The organism is Streptomyces sp. NPDC031497, assembly GCF_055580905.1.
In genome coordinates, this window is the sequence record NZ_JBVIKO010000007.1 from 437048 (window position 1) to 460089 (window position 23042).

The following is a 23042-nucleotide window of genomic DNA, read 5'->3' on the forward strand; positions in this document are numbered from 1 at the left end:
CGCCCGCGTGGCGTCCAACCGGCCTGCTCCGACAGCCCCGTTCGTGCCCAGCCAGCGTCAACCCGAGACCTTCGGCTATGGCGGCTACCGCACCGACGAGGGCCCCTGGGAGGAGTGGAACCCCACCGAGGAGTCCCTCGCCCCGGTACGCGGCCGGCACCGGGTCGCCAAGCAGCGCGGCGGCGGGCTCGCCCGCAGCTCCACGGTCCTCGGCGTCGGCGTCATCGCCGCCGTCGGCGCGGGCGGCATGGCCAGCGCCAACACCGGCAAGCCGCCGGTCTCCATCTCCCTGCCCGACCTGCCGTCCTCCGTCGGCTCCCTGCTCGGCGAGGGCGGTGGCCACCACGCCACCCAGACCGCGCTCAGCAGCGTCACCACGACGACGAACGCCACCGACGCGGACTCCTCCGCCTCCTCGGCCGACGCCGGTGAGGCGCTGCGCAGCCGGATCATCGCCCAGGCCGAGCAGCAGCAGACCCAGCTCGACGTCAAGGCCACCGCCAAGGCCGTGGCCGCCGCCGACAAGGCGGTCTCCGACGCGGAGGCCAAGGCGGAGCAGACGGCGGCCGCCAAGGCCGCCGACGCCAAGGAGCAGGCGCAGGCCGCCGAGAAGGCGCAGGCCGAACAGAAGCGGCTCGCCGCGCTGGCCAAGCAGTACACGCTGCCGGTCGTCTCCTACACGATCACCGGCACCTTCGGGCAGGCCGGCTCGATGTGGGCCTCCGGCTACCACACCGGGCTCGACTTCGCCGCTCCCACCGGCACGATCATCAAGGCCGTGCACAGCGGCACCGTCACGGAGGCCGGCTGGGCCGGCTCGTACGGCTACCGCACGATCATCACCCTGGACGACGGCACCGAGCTGTGGTTCTGCCACCAGTCCTCGATCGGCGTCAAGGTCGGCCAGAAGGTCGCCACCGGTGACGTCATCGGCCGCGTCGGCGCCACCGGCAACGTCACCGGCCCGCACCTCCACCTGGAGGTCCACCCCGGCGGCCAGGCCACCGGCATCGACCCGATGACCTGGCTGCGCGGCAAGGGCCTCAACCCCTGACGGACCCCACTGATCCCCGGCGGCCCTGACGACAACCCCCCGACGTCAGGGCTGCCGGTTCGGTGTACCCAGGGCACCCCGGTGCATTCCGCTTTTACGAGAACTTCGCGTTGCGTCGGCATGGGCGCACCGGCAGCCGGTGTTGAACTGAGGCATGACTGCTTCTTCCGCTTCCCGCTCCCTCCGCAAGCTCGGCGCCTCCGACCTGGAGGTCTTTCCGCTCTGCCTGGGCGGCAACGTCTTCGGCTGGACCGCCGACGAGGCCGCCTCCTTCGCCGTCCTCGACGCGTACACGGCCGCCGGCGGCAACTTCGTGGACACCGCCGACTCGTACACGGCCTGGATCGAGGGCCACAAGGGCGGCGAGTCCGAGACCGTCATCGGCAAGTGGGTCAAGGCGCGCGGCAACCGCGACGACGTCGTGATCGCGACGAAGGTCAGCCAGCACCCCGATTACCCGGGCCTGTCGGGCGCCAACATCAAGGCCGCCGCCGACGCGTCCCTGCGCCGCCTGGACACCGACTACATCGACCTGTACTACACCCACTTCGACAAGCCCGAGATCCCGGTCGAGGAGATCATCGGCGCCCTGGACGAACTGGTGCGGGCGGGCAAGGTCCGGCACATCGCCGCGTCCAACATCACCGCCGAGCGGCTCCAGGAGTCCCTGGACCTCTCCGACCGTGAGGGCCTCGCCCGGTACGTCGCCCTCCAGCCCCACTACAACCTGGTCTCCCGCGACACCTATGAGGGCCCCCTCCAGGAGCTGGCCTCGCGCACCGGCCTCGCGGCGGTCCCGTACTTCGCCCTGGCCGCCGGATTCCTCACCGGCAAGTACCGCCCCGGCACGACGGTCGACAGCCCCCGCGCGGGCCGCGCGGCCCAGTACCTGGAGACCGAGCGGGGCCAGAAGGTGCTGACCGCCCTGGACGAGATCGCCGAGGCCCACTCCGCCCCGGTCCCCACGGTCGCCCTGGCCTGGCTGGCGGCCCAGCCCACCATCACGGCCCCCATCGCCTCGGCCCGCACCCTGGACCAGCTCCCGGCCCTGCTGGGCGTGGCGGACCTGGAGCTGACGGAGCAGGAACTGACCCGGCTCACGGCCGCTTCCGCCTGACGCTTGCTTTCCCGCTAACCCCGGTACGGGTTGTAGGACGGATACGGCACCGCCGGCCCGTACCACCCCGGCGCCCCGTAGGCCGGTGGCGCATAGCCCGGCCAGCCGTGCGGGGCGGCGGTGCGGGCCGCGTAGTCGAGGGCGGGGCGGACCAGTTCGCGCCGGTTGCGCAGCTCCGTCAGCAGGTGCCGTTCCCGCACCACGAAGTCGGCGCCCGCCCGCCCTCGCTGCCCCCGGCGGCGCAGCAGGGCGAGCGTCGTCGCGTACGCCTCGTACTCGGCGACCGCCCGCCCGGCCGGCTTGCCGAAGTGGTACGCGGCGTACTCCCTGGCCATCTGCCGCGCCCGCATCGACCCCAGGACGAACGGCTCGGCCGCCCCCAGCCACCCGGCGTACACATACGCCGGCAACTCCTCCCGCACGGTCCGCAGCTCCCGCTGCCGCGTCCAGATCGCCAGCCAGGTCAGCAGCCCGAACACCGGCACCATGAACGTGCCGTACACGGCGAAGAACCCGTACTGTCCGAAGGTCGACGAGCCGTTCCAGAACGCGTGCATGCTCATCGCGAGCAGCAGTCCGGCGAGCGGTACGAGCACGCGCCGCACCCGCTGCCGTTCCCCGGAGAACGCGGCGATGCCGAACCCGATGCCGGTGAGGACGGTGAACAGGGGGTGCGCGAAGGGGGACATGACGATGCGCACGAAGAACGTCGCGGCGGTGACGGAGGCGATGCCGGTGCCGCCGGTCAGCTGGTCGGTCCCGAAGGCCGTCCCGAGGTAGAGGATGTTCTCGGTGAACGCGAAGCCGGTGGCGGTGACCCCGGCTATCACCACCCCGTCGACGATCCCGGTGAAGTCCCTTCTGCGGAACAGGAAGACCAGGAGCACGGCCGCGGCCTTGGCGGACTCCTCGACGATCGGCGCTATCACGGTCGCCCCGAGCGTGTCCGCGCTGCTCGGGTCCGCCGTCGCCGTCGCTATCCACCGCGTCGCGAAGCTGTTGGCGACGATCGCTATCAGCGCGGCCGCACACGCCCCCCAGGCGAACGCGAACAGCAGGTTCCGCCAGGGCCCGGGCTGGACCCGGTCGAGCCAGCGGAACGCGGCTATGAGCAGGGGCACGGGCAGCACGGCGAGCCCGAGCCCGACGAGAAAGCCCTCCGTGCCCGTCTGCTCCCGCACCATGGCGAGGATGACCAGGCCGGAGAGGGCGAGCAGGGTGCTCAGCGCCCCGTACCGCACCCAGCGCCGCTGCCACCAGCGGGGATGCCGCAGCCCGTCGCCGGTGGGGTCCGGGGGATACGGCGGGTACGGCGGCGGGAAGGTGGCCACGGCATCGACCCTAACGAGGTGACTCCAGTCGGTGCTGATCGCCCTGCTGCACCGGATGCTGTACGCGGCGGAAGAGCAGATCGTTCACCACATGTCCCTTGTCCAGCCCCTGCCCCTCGAAACGGGTCAGCGGCCGGTGGACGGGACGCGCCGCGAAACCGCCCCCGGTCTGGGTGTTCTCGAACGCCGGGTGCGCGTCGAGTACTTCGAGCATCTGCTCGGCATACGGCTCCCAGTCCGTCGCGCAGTGCACGATCGCCCCCGGCCTGAGCCGGGTCGCGGCGAGGTCGAGGAACTCGGGCTGGATCAGCCGCCGCTTGTGGTGCCGCTTCTTGGGCCAGGGGTCCGGGAAGTACACCCGCAGCCCGTCCAGCGAGTCGGGCGTGAGCATCTCCCGGAGCAGGATGATCGCGTCCCCGTTGCCGACCCGGATGTGGGACAGCCCGTTCTGGTCGGCGAGGTTGAGCAGGTTCCCCTGCCCCGGCGTGTGCACGTCGACCGCGAGGATGTTGGTGCCCGGGTCCCCGGCGGCCATCTGCGCGGTCGCCTCACCCATCCCGAACCCGATCTCCAGGACGACGGGGTTGCCGTTCCCGAACAGCTCACCGAGATCGATGACGTGCTGCCCGTCGATGTCCAGCCCCCACTTGGGCCACAGCCGCTGCAGGGCGTCGGCCTGCCCGGCGGTGACCCGGCTCCGCCGTGGCTGGAAGCTGCGGATCCGCCGCTCGAAGTGCGATCCGGCCGGATCGGCGCTGGGCCCGTCCGGGAACCGCGGCTCCCCCTTGGCCCGGGTGCGCCGCACGGACACACCGGGAGCGTGCGGGGAGCCCGCGCCGGGGACGGTCTCGGCGGGCCTGGGGGTCTCTTGGGCATTGAGCGAGTCAGACACAGTGCAGTCGATTTTACGGCCCGTGCGGGACGGGGTGGCCGGGTCGGGCCCGGGTCACACCGAGCCCAGCATCTCCAGTGCCCGGCGTGCCACCTCCCGCCCGATCGGCAGCGAGGCCGTCGCCGCCGGTGAGGGCGCGTTCAGCACGTGCACGGTCCGGGCGCCCTCCTTGATCAGGAAGTCGTCGACCAGCGAGCCGTCCCGCAGCACGGCCTGCGCCCGCACCCCGGCCGCCGCCGGCACCAGATCCGCCTCCGTCACGGCCGGCAGCAGCCGCCGTACGGCCGCCGTGAACGCCCGCTTCGACACCGACCGCCGCAGCTCCCCGCCCCCGTACCGCCAGTGCCGTCGCGCCAGCGCCCACGCCCCCGGCCAGGCCAGCGTCCCCGCGATCTCCCGGGGCCGTACGACCCCCCACCCGTACCCCTCCCGGGCCAGCGCCGGCACCGCGTTGGGCCCGATGTGCACGCCTCCGTCGATACCCCGGGTCAGATGCACCCCGAGGAACGGGAACGCCGGATCCGGCACCGGGTACACCAGCCCCCGCACCAGCTCCCGCCGCGCCAGCTCGTAGTACTCCCCGCGGAACGGCACGATCCGCATCCCCGGCTCGTCCCCGGCCAGCCGGGCGATCTCGTCGCAGTACAGCCCGGCGCAGTTCACCAGCACGCGCCCGCGTACGACGTCTCCGCGCGCGGTGAGCACGGCCACGCCCCGCTCCGGCCGCCGGTCGATGCGCTCGACCCGGGCCCCGTAGCGGATCTCCGCCCCCGACGCCTCGCCGAGCTGCCGGGCGACTCCCGCGAAGTCGCACACACCGGTCGTCCCGACGTGTATGGCGGCCAGCCCCCGCACCTCGGGCTCGTACTCCGCGATCTGGGCGGCCCCCAGCTCCCGCACCGGTATCCCGTTCTCCCGGCCGCGCTGCACGAGCGCGTGCAGCCGGGGCAGCTCGGCCCGCTCGGTGGCGACGATCAGCTTGCCGGTGACGGCGTGCGCGACGCCGTACTCCGCGCAGAACTTGACCATCTCGGCGGCACCCTTGACGGCGTACCGCGCCTTGAGCGACCCGGGCCGGTAGTAGATCCCGCTGTGGATGACCCCGCTGTTCCGCCCGGTCTGATGCCGCGCGGCCCCGGCTTCCTTCTCCAGCACGGTGACCCGGGTACCGGGCGCGGCCCGGCTGATCGCGTACGCCGTGGACAGCCCGACGATCCCGCCCCCGACGACGAGCACATCACAGTCATGAGCAACCCCGGCAGACACCTGCACCACCTCCCACGCTCGATAGTGCACTGCGCCACTGACAGCCACTTCAAACGCGGGGGAGCGCGGCTTGCCTTTCAGGGCCGCGGGGCCGCCTTCGACATACGGCTACGGACACGCGCCCCGTCAGGGGCGCGGGGAACTGCGCGAGCAACCCCACGCACCCGCACGGCGCCACACGACATCAGCCCGGCAGGCGGCCAGGCGCCCCTCACGCCGGAGCCATCAGCAGCGGACGCGCCCGCTCCCGCAGCTCCACCACCCTCGGCTCGTCCCCGTACGGCTCCAGCCGGTGCAGCAGATCCTTCACGTACTCGGTCGTCCGCGCCGACGAGATCCGCCCGGCCACCTCCACGGCCCGCACCCCCTGCTCGCACGCCGCGTCGAGGTTTCCGGACTCCAGTTCGGCGACAGCGGAGACGACCAGCCGCAGCCCGTGCGACCGCACGAACTCCTCGGTCGGCTTCGAGAGCGCCTGCTCCGTGAACCGCCGCACCTGCCGCGGCGCCTTCAGGTCGCGGTAGCACTCGGCGGCATCGGCGGCGAACCGGTCGTACCCGTAGAAACCGAGCCAGGAGGGATCGTTGTCCCCCTCCCGCGCCCGCTCCAGCCACCCCTCCGCGGCCTTCAGCGCGGCCCCCGCCGCCTGCGCGTCACCCGCACGCGCGTGCGCCCGTGCCTCGACCAGCCGGAAGAAGCTCATGGTCCGCGCGGTGGCCAGCCCCCGGTTGCGTTCGACGGCCGCCTGCGCGAGGTCGACGCCCTCGTCGCCGAACCCGCGGTACGTCGCCTGCAACGACATGGATGCCAGGACATACCCGCCGAGCGGCACGTCCGCCGCCGCGCGGGCGAGCCGCAGCGCCTGGATGTAGTACCGCTGCGCGGCCTCCTGCTGTCCCGTGTCGAAGGCCATCCACCCGGCGAGCCGGGTCAGTTCGGCGCTCGCCCCGAACAGCGCCCGCCCGACTTCGTCGGAGTACGCGCCGAGCAGCAGCGGTGCCGCCTCCACTCGTAAACACTCCGGCACCATCGAGGAACGCCAGTCGCCGCCCCCGTACTTGGAGTCCCAGCGCCTGGCGTCCTCGGCGGCCTCCCGCAGCTTCTGCACATCGCTGTGGCCGACTTTGAGCGGTGCGCCGGAGGCCTCGGCGGTGTTCGCCTCGCGCGCGACCGAACTGTCGGCGGGGGTTATCAGCCAGCGCGAGGCGGGCGTTGCGTACGCGCTTACTGCGAACGATCCGGCCAGCGACTGCCAGATGCCGCCGGAGCCGGCCCGGCGGCCGGCGAGGTCGAGCCGGTACAGCTCGGTGGCCGAGCGCACCGCCTGTCCTACGTCCCTGGGAAAGGCGAGGCCCACTTCGGGCGCGGGATCCGCGTCCGCCAGGCCGATCTCGTGGAGCGGCACCGGGCGGCCGAGCTTCTGGCCGATCGCGGCCGCGATGAGATGCGGCGCGGCGCCCTGCGGCACCATGCCCTTCGACACCCAGCGCGCCACCGACGTCTTGTCGTAGCGAAGAGTCAACCCGCGTTGAGCGCCAAGATCGTTGACGCGACGCGCGAGTCCTGCGTTGCTGATTCCCGCGAGGGCGAGAACGGTGCCGAGTTTTTCGTTCGGCCCGCGTTGCTCCCTGGACATGCGCCACCCCTCGACACAGACGGCTGCCGCGGTGGCATAACCACGCGGCATTCGTAAACCCAGCGTAGTTCGCCGCATCCCAAGCGTTAAGGGGCATTGTTCCGGATGGCGGGATTGTGGTCCGTACGCGAGTGCGGCCCATATACGCACCGTGCACGGGCTGTCGCGTCGTGCCCCCGCCGTGTGGCCGTGCGCCTGTCCGTGCGCTCTTCTCCGGCCATCGGGGGAGCGGTTCCATGGTCGGTGCGTGGGTCGGCCCGCTGTACTGGATCCAGTGGGCTGGGGGACACCGCCACCTCAATCCCCGCGGGTGGCGGACCGGTCCGGGAGGCGATGCCCGCCTCCCGGACTGTGCGCGTTCGAGTACGCGCGCGTGCGGTGCGCAAAGCATGTACGGAGCGTGCGCACCGCCGCGGCGACCTCGCCGAATTGGCCGAAAATCGCCCCCGTCTTTTGCGGGCGATCAACGCTCCTACCATGGGAATTGAGGGCGCGAAGGGCGTTCGGGGGGAGCGTTCGGGGGGCGCATTCGCGTCGCAGTCGCCTTGCGCCGTACGGCGGTTCGCTTCTTCCGCGGTTCTGCCGCGACTCGTCCACAGCACGCGCGCGTGGGCCCGTCCTGCGGCAACTCCGTGAAATCTTCCGAGGATCAAAGGCGGCCCCACCGCCCCTCCGGAGCGCTTCCTTCATGGCAGCATGGGCATCCAGTTCGTACCGTGCATGGTTGTCCACAGCCTGTGGAGGCGTCGATGCGGTGGTTGGTGGGATGGAGCAGCACCGCCTCCGGTGCCGCCACGCTCGGCTCCGCCGGCGCCCTGGGATACGACGGCGAGACCGTCCACCCCGTCGGCTCCCAGCTGCTGTGGGGCGACCCGGATCCGCTCTGGGCGGTCGGCGACTGGCGCCCCGACGAGGTGCGCGTCATCACGGCGGACGCCCAGAACCGCATCGCCGTCCTCGGGACCTGCGGCGCCACCGACGAGGAACTGCGCCTCGGCCTCTTCACGGCGCGCGGGGGCGCACTCCGGCATGTGACCGCCTGGCCCGGCAGCTACACCGCCGTCGTGCAGGTCGGCCGCCGGATCACCGTCTGCGGTGACCTCGCGGGCGCCCGCCCGGTCTTCCACACCCCCTGGGCAGGCGGTACGGCCTACGCCACGGCCGCGCTGCCGCTCGCCGACCTGATCGAGGCCAACCTCGACTACGGACACCTCGCCGCGCTCCTGGCCGCCCCCGACGTACCGGCCGCGGTGCACGACTCGACCCCGTACGAGGGCGTACGGCGCATTCCGCCGGGGCATGCGCTGATCCTGCGCACCGGGGCGCGCGAGGTCGCCGGGTACGAGCAGGTCGCCTCGCTCGCGGTCGCGGCTCCCTCCGCCGACCCCGACCGTGCGGTGGACGCCGTACGGGACGCGCTCGTAGAAGCCGTACGCGCGCGGTTGTCGGCCCCCCGGCACGTCCCGGACATCGACCCCGGCCCGGTGCCCGGCATGGGCCCCGCCGAGCGGCGCGCGGCGCGCGGGATGCCGGTGCCGGGCATCGGCGCCGACCTGTCCGGCGGCCCGGCCTCCGGCACTCTCGCCCTGCTGGCCGCCGGTCTGCCCGGCATGCCCGGCACGGTCCTGGGCCACGGCACGGGCGCCGGCGAGCGCCTCCTCGCGGTCACCTTCAACGACCTCGCCGTCGGCGGCCGCGAGGCGGAACTCCAACGCGCGGGCACCCTGGCGGCCAACCCGCGGCTGCACCACGTGGTGGTGACCGGCGGCGAGGACATGCTCCCGTACGCCGACCTGGAGGGCCCCCTGACCGACGAACCGGGGCCGTCCCTCGTGCACGCGGCCAGACACCGCGCCCGCCTCGCCGCCGGCAGCGCCGACCACTTCACCGGCTACGGCGCCCGCCAGGTCCTGGACGCGCACCCCGCGCGCCTCGCCGACCTGCTGATGGACCGCAAGCGCCGGCACCTCGTCCGCCCGGTCGCCGCGCTCGCCAAGGCCGACGGCTCGGTGATGGTCTCCGCGCGCGTGTACAGCGCGGCGCGCCGCCTGGCGCGTACGCCGTACCGCGCGGGTGTCGAGTCCCTGGCCGAGCGCCTGCTGCGGCGCCGCTTCGACGACCCGGGAGGCGCGGTGGGCGCGTCCCTCGCGGCACTCACCTGGGCGAGACCCGGCCCGGCGGCGCGCTGGCTGACGGGTGAGGCGCTGGCTGAAGTATCGGTTCTGCTACAGGGTGCGGCGAACCGCTCCGGCGTCGGCCCCGGGCAGCGCCCAGGCGACTACCGCGCGCGTGCCGTCCTCGCCCGCCACGCGGCCGACATCCGCATCCTGGAACAGGCCGCCGAGATCCGCTCCCAGCGCCTGCACGCCCCCTTCCTCGACAACCAGGTGGTCCGCGCCTGCCGCGACCTCCCCGAAGCGCTGCGGGTCCGGCCGGGAGCCCGCGCCGCCATCCTCCGCACGGTCCTGGAGGGCGCCGGCGTCGCCGATCTCCCGCCGGGCTGGGGCGCCCCCTCCCACGCCTCTTCGGCGGCCGCCACCCGCACGGGGCTGCGCGTCGCGGCCGACGACCTGATCGCCCTCTTCTCGACGCCGCTGCTGGCGCAGGCGGGCCTGGTGGAGGCCCGGGTGGTCCGCAAGGCGCTCCGCGGGGCGGCGGCGGGCGAACCCCTGCCGCTGGACGGCCTGGCCGACCTGGTCTCCCTGGAACTGTGGCTCCGCCGCCTGCTGTCCCGCCGGGGCACGTGCTGGACGGGAACGCCGGCACGCGCCCGTGCGGTCCCTGCGGGGATCAGGCCGATGAGGGGGGCGTTGGCGTCGGGGGCGTGACCCTCCGGGAGGCCGCCGTTGCCCTGCCGGTCGGATGCGGAGTGCGGGCCGGTGGGGGCCGATCGCGCAGTTCCTCCCCCAGCCTTCGGCCGGGGGTACCCCCAGCGCCCTGCAAGCGCCGGTGAGCGAAAACCCCCCGCCCCCAGCCCCCGCCCCGGGCAACCTCCCCAGCCCGCACCCCGCGTATCTCCAGTGCCCCGGCCTCGAAACCCCCGTGCCCGATCCCCACGACCCGGCGACAATGACCCGGTGCGGTACCGAATTCTGGGTGTGACCCAGGCGACTGACGACCAGGGCACCCCCCTACCCATCGGTGGCCCCCGCCTCCGCGCGCTGCTCACCGTCCTCGCTCTCCACCCCCACCGCACCCTCACCCCGGAAACCCTCATCCAGGAGGTCTGGGCGGCGGACGACGACCCGCCGCAGGACGCCCCGGCCGCCCTCCAGGCCCTCGTCGGCCGGCTCCGCCGTGCTCTCGGCAAGGACACCGTCGCCTCCACCCCCGGCGGCTACCGCCTGGCCGCGGCCGAGGACGACATCGACCTGTACGTCTTCGAACGCCGGGTGCGCGAAGGGGCGGCCGCCCTCGCCGCCGCCGACGCGGCGACCGCGCACCGCGTCCTCACCGAGGCCCTCGCCCTGTGGCGCGGCCCCGTCCTCGCCGACCTCCCCGACCGCGTACCGGCCGCCGCCCGCCCCGAGGCGCTCCGGCTGGAGGCCACCCGCGCCCGCGCCGACGCCGCCCTCCGTCTCGGCCGCGCCTCCGACGCCGTACCGGAACTGACCGCGCTGACCACGGCGCACCCGTACGACGAACCGCTGCACGCCCTCCTCATCCGCGCCCTGCGCGACACCGGCCGCCCGGCGGACGCCCTCGCCGCGTACGAGACCGCCCGCCGCACCCTCGCCGACGGCCTCGGCACCGACCCCGGCCCGGAACTCCAGGCCCTGCACGCGTCGTTGCTGAGACAGGAGCCGACCCCGCCGGGCGCCCTCCCGCCCCGCACCGGCAACCTGCGTCCACGGCTTACCTCTTTCGTGGGCCGGGAACCCGAACTCGACGCGGTTCGTTCCGAATTGCACAGGGCCCGCCTCGTCACCCTCACCGGACCGGGCGGCTCCGGAAAGACCCGTCTCGCCGAGGAGGCCGCCGCCGCGCTCCCGCAGGCATGGCTCGTCGAGCTCGCCCCGCTCGACCGGCCGGAGGCGGTGCCAGGCGCGGTGGTCAGCGCGCTCGGTCTGCGCGAGACCGTGCTCATGACCAACGAGCTGGCGACCCCGCAGGCCGACCCCACGGCCCTGCTCGTCGAGTACTGCGCGCGGCGCAGCCAACTCCTGATCCTTGACAACTGCGAACATGTCATCGAAGCGGCGGCCGCCCTCGCCGAGACCCTGCTCACCCGCTGCCCGGGGCTCACGATTCTCGCCACCAGCCGTGAACCCCTCGGCGTCCCCGGTGAGTCGGTGCGCCCGGTCGAGCCCCTCGCCCCCGAGCAGGCACACCGGCTCTTCGAGGAGCGCGCCGCCACCGTCCGCCCCGACGCCGGTGGCGCGCCGGACGACCGGACGGCGGTCGACGAGATCTGCCGCCGTCTGGACGGACTGCCGCTCGCCATCGAGCTCGCGGCGGCCCGGCTGCGGCTGCTGACGCCCCGGCAGATCGCCGACCGGCTCGACGACCGCTTCCGCCTGCTCACCTCCGGCAGCCGTACGCTCCTGCCCCGCCAGCAGACCCTGCGCGCGGTCGTCGACTGGTCCTGGGATCTGCTCGACGAGGGGGAGCGCACGGTCCTGCGCGAGGTGTCCGTCTTCGCCGGCGGCTGGGACCTCGCGGCGGCGGAGGCCGTGTGCACCGGCCCGGTCGCCGACCTCGTCGGCGCGCTCGTCGACAAGTCCCTGGTGGTCGCGACCCCGGACGGCCCGGACGGCACCGGCGGGATGCGCTACCGCATGCTGGAGACCATCCACGAGTACGCCGTCGAGCGTGCCGCCGAGGTCCCGGGGCTGCGCGCGGCGGCCGAGCGCCGGCACGGCGCCTGGGTGCGGGCGCTGGTGGAGGAGGCGGCGCCGAAGCTGCGGTCCGGGGAGCAGCTTCCGTGGATCCGCCGCCTGGAGACCGACCTCGACAACATCCGCGCCGCCCTGGACCGCGCGGTGTACGCGGGCGACGAGGCGCTGGCGGGCGGGATCGTCCTCGCCGTCAGCTGGTTCTGGTGGCTGCGGAACTACCGCCTGGAGGCCATGGCCTGGATGGGTGCGGTGCTGCGCCTGGGTGTCGCCAGGGACGCCCTGCCGGACGGCGCCGGCCCGAAGGAACTGCGCGCGCTGGCCGACGCGGCGGACCCGGTGGGCGCGCTGCTGGCCGCTCCGGACGCCGACACCGGGCACCCGCTGCACGAACTGCGCATGGACCTGCGGCTGTTCGACCTGCTCCTGGCCTCCGAGTCCGCCTCGGCCGGCCTGGTGGCGGACGAGCGGGCCCCGAAGTACATCGCGCTGGTCCGGGGCGCCTTCGAGGCGGGCGGTCCCCGGGCCGCCCGGCTGCCGGGCATCATCTGGCCGCTGACCGCCTGGTTCCTGGGCAGCTCGGCGGACGTCGGCCCCGACATGGCCGCCGTCGTCGCCAACTGCCGGGTGTACGGCGGCGACTGGGAGATCGGCGTCACCCTGATGTACCGCGCCCATGTCATGGTCGACTCGCCCGGCAACCTGCGGGGCGTCGACGAGGACCTGGCGGAGCTGCGGATCCTCAGCCGGCGGGTCGGGGACCGCTGGATGCGGGCCCAGGTGTGCAGCGCGGCCGGCGAGGCGGCCATGGCGCGCGGCCTGTTCACGGAGGCCGAGACCGAGTACGAGGAGGCGCTGCGGCTGGCCCGCGAGGTCGGCGCGTACGCCGAGACGCCGTTCCTGATCGCGCGGCTCGCCGAGATCGCCTACCGCTCCGGCGACCGGGCGACCGCCCGGGCCACCCTGGACCGGGCGAGCGAGGCCTCCGACCGGTACGGGGTCGCGGAGTCGCAGGCGTTCGTGGCGCTGCTGCGGGCGCACATGGCGCAGCACGAGGGAGATCTGGCCCAGGCGCGCGCGTTCTGCGAGGCCGCCCGCGCGGCGACGCGGGGCGGCACCCCGCCACCGCAGTTCATGGCGGGGTTCCACGCAGTCGATGCCCTGATCACGGCGATGGAGCACGGCCCACGGCAAGGGCTGCCGATCCTGGCCGGGGGACTGCGCGCGGCGATGGAGGCCCGGTGCGCCGAGACGATCACGGCGGCGCTGGCGGACGTCGGCGCCGACCTGCTGGCCCGGCTCGGCGATCTGGCGGGCGCGGTACGGCTGTTCGCCGCCGCCGACCACTGGCGGGCCGGCAGCGTCCGCCCCGAGCCGGAGGGCACCCGTGCCGTGGAGATCGACGCGGCCGCGCGCGCGGCGCTGACCCCGGAGCGCTACGCGGCCGAGCGCTCGCGCGGCGCTTCCCTCACCGAGGAGGACGTCCTGCGCGAACTGAGCGGGACACCCACGGGCACCGCTACCGGCAGGTGAACCTCGACTCGGCCCAGTCGGCGAGTGCCACCGAGTCGAGGCCGGTCCCCGGTTCGACCACCAGACGCACGGTCCGGTGCCCGGTGAGGTCCACATGGACGGGCACGGCGGCCTGCCCGCCCTCGACCGTCCCGGACCGCCACAGGCGCTCCCCGTCCGCGTAGACGGAGAAGGCGACCTTGCCGAGGCCGAGCGTCATGTCGTCGACGCCGGCCATCGCGTCGTAGGCGGTGCACTCGCGGTTGAGGTCGATGGTGACGGAGGACCGGCCGTGCACGGTGACGCCGTTCGCATATCGCTCTCCGGCGACCGTCACCCCGTACCGCTGCCACACCCAGCTGCTTTCGCCGAGCCGCATCTCGGGCTGGGTGCCGTCGCCGGTGACGTCGAAGCGCAGCTCGTTCCACTGGTAGACGACCGGGGCGGGCGGCGGCGTGGGCGTCGGGGTGGGAGTGGGGGCCGGCTTCGGGGTCGGGGTGGGCGTCGGAGTGGCGGTGGGGGTCGGCCTGGGGCTCGGGGTGGGTTCCGGAGTCGGGGTCGGGCTCGGGGTGGGCGTCGGGGCCGGCTCCGGGGCGAGGACCACCGGCTCGGGTTGCGGCGCCCGCTTCGGCGGCGCGGGGGCCGGGGTCGGTGTCCCGGGCTGGACGACCGGCGCGGAGGGGGTGGGGCGGGCCACCTCCTTGGTCGGGTGGCTGTTGTTCATCAGGGCGAGGGCCACGGCGGCGGTAGCCGCCACCGCGACCACCCCGGCCGCGATACCGGCCTTCACCGGCGCCCCCAGCCCCTCTGAGGCCGCGGTACCACCGGCACCGCCGCCCGCCCCGCCGGACGAACCGCCCGCCGCGGCGGCCGCGCCCGCGGCCCCCGCTCCGGCACCGCCCGCGATGATCCCGAGCGCCTTGGCGTACCCGGCGGCCCCGAACCAGCCGATGACCGCGACCGGTACGACGGCCGGGATACCGGCGGCGACCTCCTCGATCTGGGCGGCGGCCAGCCGGCACTTGGCGCACTCCTCCAGATGCTTGCGCAGCCCCCGCTCCGCGCGGATGCGCAGCTTGCGGCGGGCGTAGCCGCCGAGCTGGTCGGCGTAGCGGGCGCACTCCTCGTCGTCGGTGAGGGAGGCGCTCACATGGGCCTGGAGGTAGGCCTGCTTCAGCCCCTCACGGGCCCGGCTGGCCAGGACGCGGGTGCCGTTGGCGTCCAGCCCGAACAGGATGGCCACCTCGCTCGGCGACTCGTCCTCGACCTCGGTGTGCCACAGCACCGCCTGCCAGCGCTCGGGCAGCGAACGGAAGGCCTGCATGGCCATCGACTGCTCGGCCTCGTGCATCGCCCGCACATCGGCGCCGGGGCCCAGCCCCGCTCCGAAGGAGCCGACGGATGCGGTGTCGTCGGCGGCCTCGGAGCCGCGCGCGGACTGCGCCGCGAACAGCGCGAAGTCGTCGACCAGTTGCTCGCGCCGGGCGGACTTGGTCCACTGCGCGGCGACCCGCCGTACGGAGGTGAGCAGATAGGCGCGCACGGCGTACTCGGGCCCGGACCCGCCGCGCACCGCCTGCAGCATCCGGGCGAAGACCTCGGCGGTCAGGTCGTCGGCGGTGTGCCCGTCCCGGCAGCAGGTCCGCGCGTACCGCCGTACCGCGTCCGCGTGCCGCCGGTACAGCTCCTCGTAGGCCGAGTCGTCGCCGCCCCGCATCCGTTCGATCAACTGGGTGTCGGCGGGCGGCTGGTCCCGGGGCGATGGCAGCACACTGCCGCTCCGCTGTGCCGGAACGTTCCCCTCCGGCGGTTCGCCGACGGGCGGTACACCGGCCCGCCCGCCCTGACTGGGCACCTTCGGCGAGGTCAGTTCCTCACCGGCGGACTCGTCCCACCCGTCAACGCTCATCGCGGAATGCCCCCGATGCTGCCCAACCCGACCGAATCACCGGGTCAGACTGCCACATTGGCTTTTGTTCAGCCCCCGGAGCGACGGACGTACCACTCGTCCGAGCGCACTTGTCAGGGCGGTGCACTGACGATCACCCGGAAGGGAAGGCCTCAACAGACAGGAGCCGCGCCCCTGCAAGCGGTGCGGGGCCTGCCGATGTGCGGCTCCGCCGCGTGGGCGCGCTCAGCCACACCCCCCCGCACCGCCTACGACCATGGACGGCACATGCCCCCGCGCCGCCAAGCACAGGACACCGTCACCGCGCCGTCAGGGCCGGGACCGCAGTCCCTCCAGCAGGATGTCCAGCAGCCGCGACGAAGCCGCCGCCTGCTGTGCCGGATCCGGCAGCGAGGGCGCCGCCGTGGCGATCACCAGGAGCACGTCGGACACCGAGACATCCGCGCGCAACTCACCCGCCGCCCGCGCCCGTTCCACCAGCCGCCCGACGACTTCGAGCAGCGCGGCCGCTCCCGCGTCGTCGTCGGCGCCGACCGTCGGCTCCCGTTCCTCCGGCACCAGCCGCAACTCGCCGGCGCCCGACTGCGTCCGCTGCTGCGGCACCCGGGCCTCCTCGGCCCCGGCGACGGAACCGCCGACCTCCTCCGGCACCCCGACGCGCAGCACCTGCGGCGGCAGCAACCGCCCCGCGCCCGACGCCACCGACGTCCGCAGGAAACGCGACAGCGCCGACCACGGCTCGTCCTCCTGCCCGAGTGCGGCCCGCGCCTGGTCGGTCAGCCGGGAGGTCTCCTCCTCGGCTATCCGCCGGACCAGCACGTCCTTGCTGGGGAAGCGCCGGTACACCGTGCCGACCCCGACCCGCGCCCGCCGCGCCACGTCCTCCATCGGCGCGCCGTAACCCAGCTCGCCGAAGACCTCGCGCGCCGCACGCAGCACGTGCTCCAGATTGCGCTGTGCGTCCACCCGCAGCGGCGTCGTACGCGGCCCGTCGCCGCGTCCGTTGCCCGTCGCCGCGCTCACCGTTGCGCCGCCCGTCGTGAGGGCGGAAGCCGATGACCAATGCGTGTCCTGAATATGCATCTGTGTTCCCCCGGTTAATGACGTCTCCCCCCGGAGACTCTCCCCGCACTGTGAAAGCCGGAGCGAGTGGAACTGTCGCCGATCCACGGACCGTCGGCCGGGTGAACCCGCCCGTCGCGGACCGTTCGGCCACATCCCCTACACCCCGTCGACACACGAACATAGTTGAGAGGCTGTCAATTCAGAAGGGGGACGTTCCGCACGGAGCGCCCCCCGATCGGAGTACGGGTCGCTTACATCCCGATTCGTTGTCTTCACGCCCCCTCGTCCGCCCCCGCTGACCTGGCCCCTTTCGTCCGGCTCCGTCCGCACGCCCGGCACCCCGCACAGCGGCCCGCCGGTCACACAAATTGCCGGGGCTGTGGACAAACAACAGTCACGGGTGCGTCATGGGATGGTGAAGGAACGTGCGCGCATTCTCGTTGTCGGCGGCGGCTACGTCGGGATGTACACGGCCCTGCGGCTCCAGCGGAAGCTGAAGGCGGAGCTCAGGCGGGACGAGGTCGACATCACTGTCGTCACCCCCGACCCCTACATGACGTACCAGCCGTTCCTTCCCGAAGCGGCCGCGGGTTCGATTTCCCCTCGTCATGTCGTCGTACCCCTGCGGAGCGTTCTGGACCGGTGCCATGTCGTCATCGGCGAGGTGACGTCCATCGAGCACGCCAAGCGCACCGCCGAAGTCACCACCCTCGCCACCGCCGAGGAGCGGAAAGGCGCCACCTTCCTCGAGTACGACGAACTCGTCCTCGCGCCCGGCTCGATCGCGCGCACGCTGCCCATCCCCGGTCTCGCCGAGCACGGCATCGGCTTCAAGACCGTCGAGGAGGCCATCGGCCTGCGCAACCACGTCATCGAGCAGATGGACATCGCCTCCTCCACCCGCGACCCCGCGATCCGCGACGCGGCCCTCACCTTCGTCTTCGTCGGCGGCGGCTACGCGGGCGTGGAAGCCCTCGGCGAACTGGAGGACATGGCCCGCTACGCCACGCGGTACTACCACAACGTCCAGCCCGAGGACATGAAGTGGATCCTCGTCGAGGCCACCGACCGGATCCTGCCGGAGGTCGGCCCCGACATGGGTCGCTACACCGTCACCGAGCTGCGCCGCCGCAACATCCAGGTGCTGCTGAACACCCGCCTGGAATCCTGCGCCGACCGTGTCGCCGTCCTCAGCGACGGCCAGCGCTTCCCGTCCCGGACGCTCGTGTGGACGGCCGGCGTCAAACCGCACCCCGTGCTCGCGGCCACCGATCTTCCGCTCACCCCGCGCGGGTGCCTGAAATGTACCGCCGAGCTGACGATCGACGGCGTCGACCACGCGTGGGCCGCGGGCGACGCCGCCGCCGTTCCCGACGTCACCGCCGCCGAACCCGGCACCGAGACCGCCCCCAACGCGCAGCACGCGGTCCGCCAGGCCGGGGTCCTCGGCGACAACATCGTCCACGCACTGCGCGGCGAACCCCTCGACACCTACGCCCACGCCTACGTCGGCTCGGTCGCCTCCCTGGGACTGCACAAGGGCGTCGCCCAGGTCTACGGGCGCAAGCTGAAGGGCTACCCTGCCTGGTTCATGCACCGCGTCTACCACCTGAGCAGGGTGCCCACCTTCAACCGCAAGGCCCGTGTGCTCGCCGAATGGACCCTCTCCGGACTCTTCAAGCGGGAGATCGTCTCGCTCGGATCACTCGAACATCCCCGAGCGGAGTTCGAACTCGCGGCCGGTGGAAAGCCTCCTCACAGTCCCTCCGACGACTCGAACGGGTCGTCCTGACGGAACTCAGGAACTCCACGGCCCGCCCCGGCGTCTGACGGATGTCGCCGCCGACGGCCACCCTGTCAGACTGCCCCCCGACCGAGCACAAGGCTTCTCCCCAGAACTGCACCGGGGGACTTCCCCCGGCCCCCGGCCGCTCCCATTAGCCGGCCGGAGACGACGACACGAGGCAAGGATTCGTGAACTTCACGCGCTGGAGCGCCCGGCTCCCCGGAACGCAGCGCCGCGCCGCAGCGCGGATCGAGCACGCGGTCCCCCCGGACCGACGGGGGGAAGGCTCCGTGCCCGCTGCCCGCGTCGAACAGCTGACCGACGACTCGCCGTGTCTGCCCGCCGTCGACGAACTGCCGGCCCGAGACGTCCTGGACCGCGTCCCGGCCCTGGTCGCCCTCGTCCACGGCCCCGACCACCACATCGCGTACGTCAACGACGCCTACACGGCGGCCTTCGGCGTACGACCCCCGGGTGCCCCCGCCCGCGAGGCGCTGCCCGAACTCGCCGAACTCGGTCTCCTCCCGCTCCTCGACCAGGTTCTGCGCAGCGGCAAGCCCCGCACCCTGAAGTCACGCAAGGCGCTCGACGGCCGCACCTACACGTTCACCTGCACACCCGTCGCCGAGAACGGCGACCACGACGGCGGCGTCCTCCTCTTCGCCACCGACGTCACCGACCACGCGGAAGCGGCCGAGCGGCTGCGCGCCAGCGAGCGCCGCCAGCGCGAGACGGCCGTGACCCTCCAGCGCAGCCTCCTCCCGCAGGAACTCGAACAGCCGGACGACCTGCGCGTCGCCGCGACCTACCAGCCCGGCGGCACCGAGGCCGCGGTCGGCGGCGACTGGTACGACGTCATCACCCTCGGCGGCGGCCGCACCGCCCTCGTCATCGGCGACGTGATGGGCCGGGGCGTCCGCGCGGCGGCCGTCATGGGCCAGCTGCGCACGGCGGTCCGCGCCTACGCCCGCCTGGACCTCCCCCCGCACGAGGTCCTCCAGCTCCTCGACGGCCTCGCCACCGAGATCGACGCCAACCAGATCGCCACCTGCGCCTATGCCGTCCACGACCCGAACGAGGGGCGGCTGGTGTACGCCTCGGCCGGCCACCTGCCGATCCTGGTCCGCGACGAGAACGGCAGCGTGCTCCGCACCGACGAGCCGACCGGCCCGCCGCTCGGCACGGGCGGCTGGATCCACACGTCGGGCTCGGTACCGCTGGGCCCCGGCTCCACGGCCGTCCTCTACACGGACGGCCTGGTCGAGCGCCGTAACGAGGACCTGGACGAGGGCATCGCCGCGCTCGAACGCGCGCTGGCGGGAGCCACCGGCACCCCGCAGGTCATCTGCGACCGCCTGGTCCGCTCGGCCGGCGTCACGGCCGACCACGACGACGACGTCGCCGTCCTGGTCCTCCAGCACCCGGCCCGCACGGGTCCCGACGGCGAGCTGTTCCGCAACGCGGCGCTGGAACTCCTCGGCGGCGTCGAAGCGGCACCACGCGCGCGTGCGTTCGCCTCCGGCGTGCTGACCAGCTGGCGCTTCCCCGTCGAACTCCACGACCTGGGCGTCCTCGCCACGAGCGAGCTGGTCGCCAACTCACTCCAGCACGGCACCCCGCCCATGCGGCTGCGACTCCGCCGCACCGACCGCCGCCTGATCATCGAGGTGACGGACGGCGACGACCACCTGCCGCGCCGCCGCCGCGCGGAACCGGGCGACGAGTCGGGCCGGGGCATCGCGATCGTGGCGACGATCGCTTCGGGGTGGGGGTCGAGAAGGACACCGGGGGGTGGGAAGGCGGTGTGGTGCGAGTTCGTACTGCCGAAGGGGTAGGGGCAGGCCGAGATTTGACTGCGGGCCGGTGGGGGCACCCTGCCAGCGCCGGTAAGCGACCCGCGCCCCAGCCCCCTTACGCGGACACGGACTCCGCCGCAGCTCCACCCCGTGCCACGACCACGCTCTTCGAGGCGAGCCACGGCTGGTCCTGGGCCAGGGTCAGGCGCTTGCCGAGCCGTACCGCCAGCACACTGATCCCAAGCGAGAACAGCAGGAACGTCACGACGTACGGAGCGTGCAGTGAGGCTCCCATCGGTCCCCCCACCGCCGGCCCCACGGCCAGCGCCAGCTGCTTGACCAGCGCGAACGCCGAGTTGTACTGCCCGGCCAGCCCCGTCGGCGCCAGGTCGGCGACCAGCGGAGCGACCGTCGGCGACAGCATCGCCTCACCCAGCCCGAACAGTGCGTACGTCGACACGAACGCGGCCGTCGCCATCTCCTGGCTGCCGTGCCCCAGCCCCGCGTACCCCGCCGCGACCCACGCCACGGCCCAGATCAGCCCGACCCCGGCAATCACCCGGGACCGCCGCCGACGCTCCACGAACTTGAGCACGGCGAACTGAGCGACCACGATCATCAGCGTGTTCGCCGCCAGCGCGGTCCCCAGCGCGGATGTCGATATCCCCGCCGCCTCGACGCCGTATGCGCTCAGCCCGGACTCGAACTGTCCGTAGCACGCGAAGAACAGCACGAAGCCCAGCACGCACAGCTGCACCATCGCCCGGTTCCCGAGCAGCCGCTGCCAGCCGCCCTTGGCGCCCGAGGCCGGAGCGCCCGCTATCCGCGGGGCATGCGGTATCCGCACCGTCGACATCACCACGACCAGCAGCAGGAACATCGCCGCCTCGATCGCGAACAGCAGCGTGAAGGAGGAGACCCGGGTCGTGTCGACCAGGTGGCCGCCGATGAGGCCGCCGACACCCAGCCCCAGGTTCTGCAGGAAGAACTGGGTCGCGAACGCCCGGGACCGGGTCTCCGCCGTCGAGGAGTCCACGATCATCGTCGCCAGCGCCGGCTGCATCACGGCCTGCCCGGCTCCGAGCAGCGCGGCCGCGGCCAGCACGGTCGCCGCATGGCCCGCCAGACCCAGGCTCAACGCCCCTATCGCGGCCATGACCAAGGCGGTGAGAAGGACCGGCAGCGGGCCGCGCCGCACGATCGCCCTGCCGGCGAACGGCAGCACGATCAGCGCGGCCACGGCGAAGACGGCGAGCACGAACCCCGCCGTCATGGCACCTAGCCCCCGCACCTGCGCCACATAGACGTACAGGTAGGGGACGGTGAAGCCGAGCCCGAACGCGCTGAGTGCGTTGCCCACGTGGATCCGGCGCATCGCTGCGCCCATCGCCCTGGTCACGTTCACCTCTCTCAGGTCATCAAGTCCCCGGACTGCTGAAGCCTGAAGACTTAGAAGCTAAAGTTCGAAGCTAAAGACTACATGCCGAAGGACTTCAACGCCAAGCTTGCTCGTGCCATACTTCGGGCATGGCCGACACCCCCGGCGCCGGCGAGCCGACACTCGACGAACAGATCGCCGCCTACCAGCGCGAGTTCCAGGACCTCGACCCCCAGGTCGAGAAGGTCGTCTCTGCGCTGTCCCGGCTCAACCGCCGGATGCACGTCGCCTACGGCCGCCAGACCTCGGCCCTCGGGATCAGCAACGCCGAGTGGGAGGTCCTCAAGGCCCTCGTCCTCTCCGGCGCCCCCTACCGCATGGGCCCCAGCGAACTGGCCAAGCGGCTCGGTCTCACCCCGGCCGCGATGACCCACCGCATCGACCGGATGGTCGCCGAGGGTCTGGTCACCCGGGAGCGGGACGAGTCCAACCGTGTCCGGGTGATCGTCGAGCTGACCCCCGAGGGCCGGGAGAAGTGGCTGGAGGCCATGCGCCTCGCCTCCGTCTTCGAGGAGGAGCTGCTCCAGGACCTCTCCCCGGCGGAGCGAGGTGTGCTCGGCGAGGTCCTCACCAGGCTGCTGCGCCGCGTGGAGCACGCCCAGCCCGACGCCGGCGGTCGTCTCACCGACCTGGACTGACGCAGGTCACGGGGGGCCGGGAAAAGATCTTGACAGGGGGTACTTGACACCCCCCTGCTCGATCCGTAGAGTTCTTCGGGTTGCCGCGGGGCCGTAACGGTTCTGCGACAGCACCTCCGCCGCATGAGCGGCACTCAAACCATCAGTACGATCTCCCGACCGGGTTGATTTCGGCGTACCCGAATTCAATTCGATTTCGGGTCTCTGTGCTGTCCGGTCGAGCCACTAGGCCCGATTGGGCATCGGGGAGCGAATCCGCTAAGGTTCGAGACGTCGGAACGGCTCAACAGCCGGGAAGACAACACCCGCTGACTGGGAATCAGACGCCGAAAGGATCTGATAGAGTCGGAACCGCCGGAAAGGGAAACGCGAGAGCGGAAACCTGGAAAGCACCGAGGAAATCGGATCGGAAAACGGTCTGATAGAGTCGGAAACGCAAGACCGAAGGGAAGCCCGGAGGAAAGCCCGAGAGGGTGAGTACAAAGGAAGCGACCGTTCCTTGAGAACTCAACAGCGTGCCAAAAGTCAACGCCAGATATGTTGATACCCCGTCTCCGGCCGGTTTCCGGTTGGGGCGAGGTTCCTTTGAAGAAAAACACAGCGAGGATGCTGTGAACCATCGGATTATTCCTCCGGTGGTTCCGCTCTCGTGGTGTCGTCCCGATTACGGGAAAACATTCACGGAGAGTTTGATCCTGGCTCAGGACGAACGCTGGCGGCGTGCTTAACACATGCAAGTCGAACGATGAACCACTTCGGTGGGGATT

The 23042-nt window shown here is 72.7% G+C and carries 14 protein-coding genes and 1 rRNA gene; 8 read left to right on the forward strand and 7 right to left on the reverse strand.

Going from position 1 to position 23042, the window contains the following annotated elements:
* Positions 1-7 precede the first annotated feature (7 nt).
* Both ACZ5K7_RS18005 and ACZ5K7_RS18010 read left to right on the forward strand, forming a co-directional pair.
* Positions 8-1054 (forward strand): M23 family metallopeptidase, encoded by a 1047-nt coding sequence (locus ACZ5K7_RS18005; RefSeq protein ID WP_468914479.1) that lies wholly within the window; start codon positions 8-10, stop codon positions 1052-1054.
* Between the two features lie 154 nt (positions 1055-1208).
* A complete protein-coding gene (locus ACZ5K7_RS18010; protein WP_468914481.1) occupies positions 1209-2171 on the forward strand; it encodes an aldo/keto reductase in 963 nt (320 codons plus the stop codon).
* 14 nt (positions 2172-2185) lie between these two features.
* On the opposite strand, the gene ACZ5K7_RS18015 is transcribed toward ACZ5K7_RS18010, so the two are convergent.
* From ACZ5K7_RS18015 to ACZ5K7_RS18030, 4 genes are all read right to left on the reverse strand, one after another.
* Positions 2186-3502: a PrsW family intramembrane metalloprotease gene (locus tag ACZ5K7_RS18015; RefSeq protein WP_351713573.1), complete on the reverse strand. Its 1317-nt coding sequence runs from the start codon at positions 3500-3502 to the stop codon at positions 2186-2188.
* A 10-nt stretch (positions 3503-3512) separates the two neighbouring features.
* Positions 3513-4394 (reverse strand): tRNA (guanosine(46)-N7)-methyltransferase TrmB, encoded by an 882-nt coding sequence (gene trmB, locus ACZ5K7_RS18020; protein ID WP_351713577.1) that lies wholly within the window; start codon positions 4392-4394, stop codon positions 3513-3515.
* A gap of 54 nt (positions 4395-4448) precedes the next feature.
* Positions 4449-5669 (reverse strand): L-2-hydroxyglutarate oxidase, encoded by a 1221-nt coding sequence (lhgO, locus tag ACZ5K7_RS18025; RefSeq protein ID WP_351744388.1) that lies wholly within the window; start codon positions 5667-5669, stop codon positions 4449-4451.
* 202 nt (positions 5670-5871) lie between these two features.
* The gene (locus tag ACZ5K7_RS18030; RefSeq protein ID WP_351713581.1) at positions 5872-7296 is read right to left on the reverse strand and encodes an MFS transporter; all 1425 of its coding nucleotides are present in this window, start codon (positions 7294-7296) and stop codon (positions 5872-5874) included.
* Between the two features lie 749 nt (positions 7297-8045).
* Here ACZ5K7_RS18030 and ACZ5K7_RS18035 point away from each other — a divergent pair.
* Together ACZ5K7_RS18035 and ACZ5K7_RS18040 are read left to right on the forward strand one after the other, a co-directional pair.
* Positions 8046-10124 carry an asparagine synthase-related protein gene (locus ACZ5K7_RS18035; RefSeq protein WP_450971786.1) on the forward strand — a complete coding sequence of 693 codons (2079 nt, stop codon included), beginning with the start codon at positions 8046-8048 and terminating at the stop codon, positions 10122-10124.
* A gap of 249 nt (positions 10125-10373) precedes the next feature.
* Positions 10374-13664 (forward strand): AfsR/SARP family transcriptional regulator, encoded by a 3291-nt coding sequence (locus ACZ5K7_RS18040; protein ID WP_468914484.1) that lies wholly within the window; start codon positions 10374-10376, stop codon positions 13662-13664.
* Here the strand turns inward: ACZ5K7_RS18040 and ACZ5K7_RS18045 are convergent.
* Together ACZ5K7_RS18045 and ACZ5K7_RS18050 are read right to left on the reverse strand one after the other, a co-directional pair.
* On the reverse strand, positions 13651-15552 hold the full coding sequence (locus ACZ5K7_RS18045) for a sigma-70 family RNA polymerase sigma factor (protein WP_468914486.1): 1902 nt from the start codon (positions 15550-15552) through the stop codon (positions 13651-13653). The genes ACZ5K7_RS18040 and ACZ5K7_RS18045 overlap by 14 nt on opposite strands.
* 309 nt (positions 15553-15861) lie before the next feature.
* Positions 15862-16635 carry a TetR/AcrR family transcriptional regulator gene (locus tag ACZ5K7_RS18050; RefSeq protein ID WP_468914488.1) on the reverse strand — a complete coding sequence of 258 codons (774 nt, stop codon included), beginning with the start codon at positions 16633-16635 and terminating at the stop codon, positions 15862-15864.
* Positions 16636-17029: 394 nt separating this feature from the next.
* Between ACZ5K7_RS18050 and ACZ5K7_RS18055 the strand changes: the two genes are divergently transcribed.
* Together ACZ5K7_RS18055 and ACZ5K7_RS18060 are read left to right on the forward strand one after the other, a co-directional pair.
* Entirely contained in the window at positions 17030-18409 is a 1380-nt protein-coding gene (locus ACZ5K7_RS18055) for an NAD(P)/FAD-dependent oxidoreductase (RefSeq protein WP_468914490.1), read from the forward strand.
* Positions 18410-18591: 182 nt separating this feature from the next.
* On the forward strand, positions 18592-20238 hold the full coding sequence (locus ACZ5K7_RS18060; RefSeq protein ID WP_450971782.1) for an ATP-binding SpoIIE family protein phosphatase: 1647 nt from the start codon (positions 18592-18594) through the stop codon (positions 20236-20238).
* A 76-nt stretch (positions 20239-20314) separates the two neighbouring features.
* Here the strand turns inward: ACZ5K7_RS18060 and ACZ5K7_RS18065 are convergent, their stop codons facing one another.
* Positions 20315-21574 (reverse strand): MFS transporter, encoded by a 1260-nt coding sequence (locus ACZ5K7_RS18065; protein WP_468914522.1) that lies wholly within the window; start codon positions 21572-21574, stop codon positions 20315-20317.
* A 152-nt stretch (positions 21575-21726) separates the two neighbouring features.
* Between ACZ5K7_RS18065 and ACZ5K7_RS18070 the strand changes: the two genes are divergently transcribed.
* Complete coding sequence (locus ACZ5K7_RS18070) at positions 21727-22275, forward strand: MarR family winged helix-turn-helix transcriptional regulator (RefSeq protein WP_468914493.1); 549 nt, start codon at positions 21727-21729, stop codon at positions 22273-22275.
* A 677-nt stretch (positions 22276-22952) separates the two neighbouring features.
* Positions 22953-23042, forward strand: a 16S ribosomal RNA gene (locus ACZ5K7_RS18075); the annotation flags it as partial.